Below are 7995 nucleotides of genomic sequence, written 5' to 3' on the forward strand. Positions count from 1 at the left end.
GGAGATCTGGTGATGGGCATTATTGAACAGGACCGGGAGCGCTACAGAAAAATATTCGGCGAGAGAGACAAACAGAAGGACCACTGGGTCTATAGCATCTGCTCGCTCTGCTACGGTGAGTGTTCGATTCGCGTGAGGGTGCTGGACGGGAAACCCGTGGCTATCGAGGGCGTGCCTGAAAGCGACCGCGGTGCGCAGGGAAGAATCTGCGCCAAAGGTGTCACCGGTCTCATGGACTGGTACAACCCGAACAGAATCCTCTACCCGGTCAAAAGGACAAACCCCAAAAAAGGTCTTCGTGAAGATCCTGGCTGGGAGCGCATCACCTGGGAAGAGGCTCTCGATACGGTGACGGACAAACTTGTTGCTGCGCGAAAAAAAGATCCAAGGAGAACTTTTTTCGCAATGACTCCCGGACCCACGGGCGGCATGAGATCGAATGTTACCTTCACGCGCTTTTTCCCGGCATACGGCACCATGAGCCATGCTTCAGGCGGTCCCAGCGTCATGTGCGGCGCCAGTGCCCATCACATAGGTGCGCTGCACTATGCTGCGTGGGACATAGTCCCCGACTACCAGTACTGCAATTATGTGCTTCGGTGCGGTGGCAACGAGGGTTGGGGGGGCGGTCGCAATTCGAGCGCCAGCGTCAGGCTGGCAGCTGCTGCCCGCGAGCGCGGCATGAAAATGAAAGTCATGGACCCCCAGGGCTTCACCGTTGCCTCTAAGGGAGAGGAATGGATACCTGTACTCCCTGCAACTGATATTGCCGTCTTCCTTGCCATCGCCAATCTCATTGTGAATGAAATAAAAGTGTATGACAGGGAGTATATTCGGCACAAAACGAACGGCCCCTACCTGATCGGACCCGACATGCTCTATGTCCGCGATCTGCAGACGGGGAAACCTCTCCTTCTCGACGAGGCCGACAACAAGGTGAAGGCCTACGATGATCCCGGCTTGGTGTCTCCGGCCATTGAAGGGAAATATACGGCTGCAGGCGTGGAGTGCCGGCCGTCTTTCGCGCTCATCAGGGAGCATCTGAGGCAGTATAATCCTGAATGGGCATCAGAGATAAGTACGGTGCCGGCGGCTACCATACGGCGATTAGCGCGCGAGCTTGTTGAGGAGGCGAGAATAGGAAGCGTCATAGAGATCGATGGCGTAAAGGTTCCATACAGGCCCGCCTGCGTTGTGGGATACAAAGGACTGCAAACCCATCAAAACTCGTATCACCAGTACTCAGCCATGCATCTCATCAACGTGCTGCTCGGTAACCAGGACGTCTGCGGAGGCATCCTGGGTTCCGGCACACCGAGGAGTTTGGGCTATCCCGGCACAGGACGATTCAACTTCACAGCTTACGGCGGTTTTGAAGGCATGCTCACCGCCGGCGCGTGGCCGGTGGGATGGAATGTGTGGCCTCCCAGGAAGGTTGAGGACCCCGGTAATCGCATCAACTTTCAGGACGTCCTTTCCCACTCCGGATCGAACATTTACCCGTACGCCGAGGATTGGGAGGAATTGTGGCAGAGAGCGGGTAACGCCTTCCAGCCTGAGGTCTTTTTCACCTACGGCGCAAACGTCGTTATGAATATCATCAGGCCCGAAGCCGCAGAAAAATTTCTCAAGAAAATTCCCTTCGCCGTCGGGTTGCAACCATTTCACAACGAGACCACTGAAGGCTTTTGCGACATCGTGCTGCCCGAATGCCATTACCTCGAGACGCTGGACATCACATGCGGGTTCGGCGTCACTTACAATTATCCGACGGGAATGGACAAATGGAGTTTTCATCTGAGGCTGCCTGTCACTGAGCCAAGAGGCGAGGCCCGCGACGTCCAGGACGTGATGAATGATCTGGCCGACCGTATCGGCATTCGGCCCCAGTACAACAGTGTGCTCGATGATTTTTACACATTCAGGAAAGCCCGGCCCCCGGAAAGTAATGGTCAGATCCCTCGCATTCTGGAGCCCGACGAGCACGTATCGAATCCGGAACTTGTCGACAGGATACTCAAATACCATTTCGGCAGCGAGCACGATCTTGCGTGGTTCAGGGATCACAGCCTCATAACGTGGTACAAAAAGCCCGAAGAGGCTTATTGGCGCTGGTTCATCAACGCCCGTGTGCCCATGTATCATGAAGCGGTGGAAGCAGACAGAGAAGAAATAAAGAAGAAGGCTGAGAAAATCGGTTTTCAGTTGAACTGGGGTTATTTCACCGGTATGACCAGTTATTTCCCGTCGGTCATCTATACCGAGCTGCCTGAGGATTCCGAGTACGACCTGCTCATCATCTCTCAGCGCGATCCCCTCATGACGTACCGCTTTACCGCGCACAACCCTTATATCAATGGCGCGGCCCAGCTCAATCCCTACACGTACAACATAGCCATGAATGTGGAAACAGCGAAGAGAAAAGGTATCAAAGATGGTGACACCATCTGTCTTGAGAATCGCTTCGGCGACACACAGACCGGACGAGTGAAATTAACCGAGCTGATACATCCGAGGGTGGTTGCTGCGGTCGGCCTCGGAAGCTGGGCCAAGGGCAGGCCCATCGCCAAAGGAAAAGGAATAAATCCTAATGCCCTTCTCCGCCATGACCAGCGCCATTTCTGTCCCATATCAGGGGCAGCCGAGCCGACAGCAAGAGTCAAAGCATACCGGAAATAGATTCCCACGGGCAGGCGCTGCTATCAGTTCGATTTTCCTTGACTCGGTTACCCGATTGTGTAATTTTTGCCTGACACACGCCTCAAAAAAACTGAATCGGGGGTCCGTATGAAGGCGAGAAAAGCATGGTATGGCTTCTGCTTGGTGGCTCTTTCGATCATGGTACTCTGTGCAGCGGCTCACGGCGCGGAACCGGCCAAAAAGGCAACCAAAACAGCTATACTGAAAATAGGCGCCTCAGCCCCCTTGAGCGGAATTATGTCGCCGTGGGGAATCCCCGAAACGGAAATAGCCTCACTTTATATCGATGCCCTGAATGAAGACGGGGGCATTGTCGTAGGAGATACCGCGTATAAACTGGTCTTCGTAAAATCGGACGACAAGGCCACCCCCGACGGTATAAAGGCATCGGGCGACCGGCTTATTCACACTGAAAAAGTCAACGTGGTGGTCGGGGGCTGGATGATGCCGATAGCGACAGTGATGGGCCGTGAGGGCGCGGCGGCCAACATACCGGTCATCCACGCGGTGAGAGAAGCGCCCGGTTTCGAAGTGGTAACCCCTAAAGCGCCGGCCATGTTCGATCTTTGTTGGCCTCAGCTTCAAACCATGGACACGTATATTCCTGCGCTGAAGAAGGGTGCACTGCCGAACATCAAGACGTACGCACTCATAAGCAAGGACGACACGTACGGCCGCTCCATGATGCAGTCGATACTCAACCTGAAGCAGGAATGGCAGAACAAATACGGCCTCGAGCTGGTGTACGATTCCATATTTCCTATAACGGCCCAGGATATGACACCGTGGCTCTCAAAGATCGCCGCCTTGCCCAAGAAGGCGGATTTGATCTTCGCTGTATCTGCTACTGCCCCCAATATGGCGATGATAGCAAAGCAGTCGTATGAGATGGGCCTCAAGGTGCCTGTTATTACGGTTCCCAATTTGACCGACGTGAATGAATTCATCAAGATTACGGGCTACGAGGCTGCGCAGTATGTCTACACGTCAGGATGCGGCCCCTGGGATTACCCGAAGACTTCGCCCAAGTTCAAAGAGATGTCGCTGCGCGTCCGCAAGATGTATAAAGATAAACACGGCACGGAATTCAATTTCGGCGACGCATTCGGCTGGTTTGCCAACCAGGTGGCAGCCTATGTGACGGCCATCAAACTCGCAAACAGCGTCAAGACCGAGGACATTGTCAGGGCGCTGGAGACCAAACCTATAGAACATTTCTACGGGACGAGCACAGCCAGCGGCGAAAAGACCTACGGTATCAAACGTATCCTCAATTATGCCGTGATGATATCGAAGATAACCGGCCGCGAGCAGAAGCCTGTTGCGACGGTTCCCAGCTGGCCGGTGCCGTAACAGGAAGATACAGGTTAGGTAAGAACTGAAACAAAGGTTGAGAAAAGTGCAGGAGCGAAGGTTTAAGAAAGAGCAGAACTGTAAGTAATCTTCTTAGGTTCGCGTTTGTCTTTACCTCAACCTGCTTCATCTTTTTCCTAGCCCTAACCTCAACCTCACGTGCGCTTTTAAGGTAATACTGTGCTTGATATTTTCATATTCTGGATCACTCTCTCGTTGAATTACGTGCTCCTGGCCACAGGTCTCACACTCACGATCAGCGTCATGCGTGTGGTGAATATGGCCCACGGGAATTTCTACATGGCCGGCGCCTACGCTTTTCTCGTCTTCTCGGAGAAGGCGCACATGCCGTACGGGATAGCGCTCCTGCTGGCGATACTCTTCGTCGGAGCCATCGGCATGGTTGTGGAGGCAAAACTATACCGGAGATTGGGAGGCCGCATAGAACCCTCTATCATCTGCATGTGCGGTGTACTCCTCGCGCTGGAAGGTCTTGCTACGATACTCTTCGGACCGGATATCAGGGGTCTTCCTCCCATGGTCGCAGGCACGGCAATGATCGGTAAAACCGTGGTAAGTATGGGACGGCTCGCAGTCGCTGTCACGGCACTGTGTGTTATAACGGCGTTGTTTATCTTTCTCAAGTACACACGCATGGGAAAATCGATAAGGGCAACCGCCCAGGACAGGGAAGCTGCCTCGCTGATGGGGATCAATGTGAAACTGGTTTCCAGCCTCAGCATGGGAATCGGCACGGCCATGGCCGTCATAGCCGGCGTGCAGATCACCGCCGTGTACTCGCTCTCCCCCTTCGTGGGAATCACAGCTCTCTGCACGTCTATCCTGATTATCACGCTCGGGGGCATGGGGAGCATCATAGGTGCATTTATAGCAGCCTTTATCATCGGGCTTTCGGACAGCTTCGGCGCATCGTTCATAGGAAGGTACCATCACCTGCTCAGTTTCGGCACGGTCATGCTCATACTCCTGTTCAGGCCGCTCGGGTTGATGGGAACGCGCGTGGAAGCTGAAGGAAAAGAGAAATGAGTCTCGGGAAGACTGGAATCGCCCTCAAGTTGCCCTTGGCAATTATCGCGCTCGGAGCTCTCGCTTACATCCTCGGCTTTCTCCCGAACAGGTGGCAGCAGATATGTATACTCTGGGCCATCTGGAGCACAGTGGGCATGAGCTGGCTGATCATGCTCAGAGCAGGTATTTTCAGCGCAGGACAAGCTGTCTTTCTCTGTATCGGCGGTTACACGGCAGCCGTGCTGACGCTGAAGTTCGGCTGTTCCTTCTGGCTCGCACTACTCGTGGCCGCCGCGCTGTGCAGCATCGTTGCACTCATTGTGGGAGTCATCATTCTTCGATTGAAGGGGCTCTACTTCCTCGTGATAAGTTTTGTCTTTGCTGAAATAGTGAGGCTCACCATAGCGGCAAGCGACTACCTTGGTTCGAGCGAAGGGCTCTTCGGCCTCCCTGTCCCGAACAGCATACTCGGAATAAATTTCTCGACGAAACAAGGATGGCTCTATCTTTTCATCCTCATTCTCAGCATTGCAAGTTTCACTTACGCGAGAATGGAGAGATCGCGCATCGGCAGGATCTACTCCTACATCGGCACGTCACCCGATCTCGCCCAGAGCTTCGGCATATACTTCATGAAATACCGGGTGCAGGCATACGTGATCAGCGCCTTCTTCACAGGGCTTACAGGAGCCGCCATGGGAGGCTATCTCGGTGCAGTGAGCCCTGACGGCTACACGTTTTATTACTCCCTGACCTCACAGATAGTTGCCATCCTCGGCGGAATAGGATCCATTGTAGTAGGGCCTTTGGTCGGTTCCATACTCTACAACATCTTTGACGAGTACCTGGTCTATTTCGCCGGTGCCAGGTCGCTTATCATGGGGCTGCTGTTGATAGTCGTGATCTTCTTTTTTCCGGAAGGTTTGGTGGGGTTGCGCAAACGATTCCGTCGCACGAAGGAGACAAAGCACGTTGTCACTACTTGAAGTTGCGGGATTGAGCAAGAGTTTTGGTGGGAATGTAGCAGTCGGCGGGGTCGATTTCAACGTAAGGCCCGGCGAGATCGTAGGTCTGGTGGGACCCAATGGCGCGGGCAAGAGCACCATCTTCAATCTCATCACCGGGTATCTTCGGCCGGACAAGGGTATAGTGAAGTTCAAGGGCGAGAACATTGACCACTTAAGGCCTGATCAGGTTGCGAGAAAGGGCATCGGAAGGACATTCCAGATAACACTTCTGTTCCGTGGCCAGACCGTGCTCGAGAGCCTGCTTGCCGGATACGTGCGGGAGCACAAAACAGGCTTCTGGCAGGCCCTCTTCAATACTGCCTCTTACCAGGAGGAGGAGAAGCAGGCGCTGCAGCGGGGCCTGGAAGTCCTTAAGCTCATGGGGTTGACCGAATGGAAGGAGCGGCAGGTGAATGTCGTTCCGCTTGGGCTCCAGCGCTTCCTGGGAATCGCGCAGGTAATCATGTCACCCGTTGAAATACTGTTGCTCGATGAACCGCTGACCGGTATGAACGAGGAAGAGATCGCGAGCCTGTTGGATCGGCTCAGGAACCTTCGCGCCCAGGGAACAAGCATCTTTATCATAGAACATCACATGAAAGCGGTGATGGCATTCTGCGACCGTATCATCGTCATAAACTTCGGGCAGAAGATTGCAGAGGGCACACCCAGGGAGATCAGCGAAAACCCTGCGGTCATTGAAGCATACCTGGGACGCAAGAAAGGGACAAGAAGTGCTTCTTGAGATCCGTAACATCAGTGTAAGCTACGGTTCCGTGGAAGTCCTCAAAGGGATTTCGATCACGATCGAAGCCGGCAAAGTGGTGTGCCTTCTCGGTGCCAACGGGGCCGGGAAGAGCACCGCATTGAGGGCTCTCAGTGGTTTGGTGCCGCTGAACAGCGGTGAAATATACTTTGACGGCCAGAGAATAGATTCCCTCCCGCCGCACCACATCGTGCGCAGGGGGGTCATTCATGTCCCGGAGGAAAGGAGACTCTTCCCGGAAATGGGTGTCCTGGAGAACCTTGAAATGGGAGCCTACCTGGAAAAAGATAGGCGGAAACTGAAGCAGAACATAGAAGAGGTCCTCACTATTTTCCCGCGCCTGAAGGAGAAGCTGAAACAACAGGCGGGCACCTTGAGCGGAGGCGAGCAGCAGATGGCCGCCATAGGCCGTGCGCTGATGAGCAGACCGCGCCTGATGGTGATGGATGAACCTACCCTGGGTCTTAGCCCTATCCTCTGCGAAACTGTTATGGATTCAATAGTGCAGATCAAGCAACGAGGCACGAGCCTGCTTCTCTCCGAGCAGAACTCGGAACTGGCCCTTGAAGTGAGCGATGAAGGGTACATCATGAGGCTTGGCGAAATCGTGCTGCGCGGCACTTCCAGGGAATTGATCTCGGATGAGCGAGTACGCAAAGCCTACCTGGGCATGTAACTGCTGACCACAAAAAGTAACGTGAGCTGGAGCGTCTCTCCGACACGACGCCCTGAATGTGCCAAAGCGCCTCTCAATCAAATTTGAAAATCTGTTACACGAGAAAAGCTGCGCACTCCACCTTCAAAGGGAGCCTCCCATGAGTGCTCCTATTTCCATCTGCACGGATGGGTGAGTAAGATTTCTCGTTGGCCATCCAGGTAGCCGCAGATTAAAATGTGATTAACAATCGAGTTCTGTCACTTTCTTTGCCAGCGATCATTCTTCTCCAGAACAGCGTGCGGACCCTCGCCGTCGAGCCACGCCCTCGCCTCACTGTCACGGCGCAGCCAGGCGTCCCAGAAGGCCGTGCTGAGCGAGAGGATGACCTGATGGTAGTCGAGCTTGCGTTTTCCGGTCACCCGGAGCGGGGTGCGGTCGGTGAACGCACCGTGTTCGGCCCCGTCCAGCACCAGCTCATACTT

Annotated in this window: 7 protein-coding genes; 6 read left to right on the plus strand and 1 reads right to left on the minus strand. The window is 54.2% G+C overall.

Annotation, left to right across the window (positions count from 1 at the left end; all coding sequences use genetic code 11):
• Window positions 1-12: 12 nt before the first annotated feature.
• From VMT71_07395 to VMT71_07420, 6 genes are all read left to right on the plus strand, one after another.
• Complete coding sequence (locus VMT71_07395) at window positions 13-2679, plus strand: molybdopterin-dependent oxidoreductase (GenBank protein ID HVN23779.1); 2667 nt, start codon at window positions 13-15, stop codon at window positions 2677-2679.
• A 108-nt stretch (window positions 2680-2787) separates the two neighbouring features.
• Entirely contained in the window at window positions 2788-4053 is a 1266-nt protein-coding gene (locus VMT71_07400) for an ABC transporter substrate-binding protein (GenBank protein ID HVN23780.1), read from the plus strand.
• A 180-nt stretch (window positions 4054-4233) separates the two neighbouring features.
• On the plus strand, window positions 4234-5100 hold the full coding sequence (locus VMT71_07405) for a branched-chain amino acid ABC transporter permease (protein HVN23781.1): 867 nt from the start codon (window positions 4234-4236) through the stop codon (window positions 5098-5100).
• Entirely contained in the window at window positions 5097-6068 is a 972-nt protein-coding gene (locus VMT71_07410) for a branched-chain amino acid ABC transporter permease (GenBank protein HVN23782.1), read from the plus strand. Before VMT71_07405 ends, VMT71_07410 begins: the two co-directional genes overlap by 4 nt.
• Complete coding sequence (locus tag VMT71_07415) at window positions 6055-6834, plus strand: ABC transporter ATP-binding protein (protein HVN23783.1); 780 nt, start codon at window positions 6055-6057, stop codon at window positions 6832-6834. Before VMT71_07410 ends, VMT71_07415 begins: the two co-directional genes overlap by 14 nt.
• The gene (locus tag VMT71_07420; GenBank protein HVN23784.1) at window positions 6824-7531 is read left to right on the plus strand and encodes an ABC transporter ATP-binding protein; all 708 of its coding nucleotides are present in this window, start codon (window positions 6824-6826) and stop codon (window positions 7529-7531) included. The genes VMT71_07415 and VMT71_07420 overlap by 11 nt, the downstream gene beginning before the upstream one ends.
• 239 nt (window positions 7532-7770) lie before the next feature.
• On the opposite strand, the gene VMT71_07425 is transcribed toward VMT71_07420, so the two are convergent.
• Window positions 7771-7995: hypothetical protein (locus VMT71_07425; protein HVN23785.1), on the minus strand; the 225-nt coding region annotated here is incomplete at its 5' end.

Source organism: Syntrophorhabdales bacterium (assembly GCA_035541455.1).
Classification (GTDB): Bacteria; Desulfobacterota; Syntrophorhabdia; order Syntrophorhabdales; family WCHB1-27; genus JADGQN01.